The sequence below is a fragment of the Pectobacterium jejuense genome (assembly GCF_026800125.1).
Lineage (GTDB): Bacteria > Pseudomonadota > Gammaproteobacteria > Enterobacterales > Enterobacteriaceae > Pectobacterium > Pectobacterium jejuense.
Genome location: NZ_JAPQKX010000031.1, coordinates 1 through 1,721, shown reverse-complemented (window position 1 = coordinate 1,721; position 1,721 = coordinate 1). Strand labels below are relative to the sequence as shown.

The 1,721-nt window shown below is 66.5% G+C and carries 1 protein-coding gene; it reads left to right on the top strand.

What is annotated here, in order from left to right:
* Positions 1–69: 69 nt before the first annotated feature.
* A partial coding sequence (locus NXT09_RS22300) for a non-ribosomal peptide synthetase (protein WP_268581189.1) occupies positions 70–1,721 on the top strand: 1,652 nt, incomplete at its 3' end.

Sequence of the window (1,721 nt, the reverse complement as noted above, 5' to 3'; positions counted from 1 at the left end):
GCCGACTCCCCTGACGAGGTCTGTCTGCATGCCCTGTTTGAAGCGCAGGCCGCCCGGCATCAGGATGCGGTGGCGCTGTGCTGCGACGGGCAGACGCTGCGCTACGGCGAACTGAACGCCCGCGCCAACCAACTGGCGCACTGGCTGTACGAGCTGGGCGTGCGGCCGGACAGCCGGGTGGCACTGGTACTGGAGCGTGGTGTGGATCTGATTGTGGCGATGCTGGCCACCCTCAAGGCGGGCGGTGCCTATGTGCCGCTGGATCCGGGCGTTCCGCCGGAACGGTTGCGCTACATGCTGGATGACAGCGACCCGACGGTGGTGCTGACCAGCCGGGCGTTGCGGGGGCAACTGGGCGCGCTGCCGGCCGGGCTGCGGACGATCGAACTGGATGGCGACAGCCGCCCCTGGACGCAGTGTCCGGCGGTAAATCGCAGTCCGGCGCGGCTGGGGCTGACGCAGAACCATCTGGCCTACGTTATCTATACCTCCGGCTCCAGCGGACAGCCCAAAGGGGTGATGGTGGCGCACCGGGGCGTGGTCAATCTGGTGCGCTGGCACTGCGACGCCTTTGCGCTGCGTGAGTCGCACTGCGCGTCCAGCGTGGCGGGGCTGGGTTTTGACGCGGCGGTGTGGGAGATCTGGCCGCCGCTCTGCGTCGGGGCGCGTCTGGTGATGCCAGGCCCGGCGGTGTCCCGCGACCCCGAGCAACTGCTGGCCTGGTGGATGTCGCAGCCGATTGACGTTGGTTTTTTACCGACGCCGGTCGCCGAGCTGGCGTTTGCCCGCGAGCTGCACCACCCGACGCTGCGCACGCTGTTGGTCGGGGGCGACAGGCTTAACCGCCGTCCGCCGGATAACGCGGGGTTTACGCTGGTGAACAACTATGGCCCGACCGAGAACAGTGTGGTGGCGACCTCGGGCGCCGTGTGCGCCGACGACCGGGTATTGCATATCGGGCGGCCGATCGCCAATACCGCGCTGTACATTCTGGATCCGCAGGGAGAGCCGGTGCCGGTGGGCGTCTGCGGGGAGCTGTATATCGGCGGGGCGCAGGTGGCGCGCGGTTATCTCAACCGGCCTGAGCTGACCGCCGAGCGTTTCCTTGACGACCCCTTCGCGGGCGAAGGAGAACGGATGTACCGTACGGGCGATCTGGGGCGCTGGCTGAGCGACGGACGGGTGGAGTTCATGGGGCGCAACGATTTTCAGGTGAAGATCCGTGGCTTCCGTATCGAACTGGGGGAGATAGAGTCGGCGCTGCTGGCGTGCGACGGGGTATGCGAAAGCGTCGTCGTGGCGCAGGGTGAGGCGACACAGGAGAAACGGCTGGTAGCCTACTATACCGTCCATGATACCGCTCAGATACCGGGTGCCGAGGCGCTGAAAGCGCAGCTCGGCGCGCGTCTGCCGGCGTATATGGTGCCGGCGGCCTATGTCATGCTGGCGCGCATTCCGCTGACCGCGAACGGTAAAGTAGATCGTAAGGCACTGCCGGAGCCGGATGAAGCCGCTTTTGTGCGCCAGCGCTATGAAGCACCGCTGGCGGGGGACGAAACGGCGCTGGCGGCGATGTGGCAGTCGCTGCTGGGGGTTGAAAAAGTAAGCCGGCAGGACGATTTCTTCGCGCTCGGCGGTCATTCGCTGCTGGCGGTACAGCTCATTTCGCGCCTTCGCAGTGAGTTAAACCGTGAGCTGCCGCTGGCGGAACTGTTTGCCCG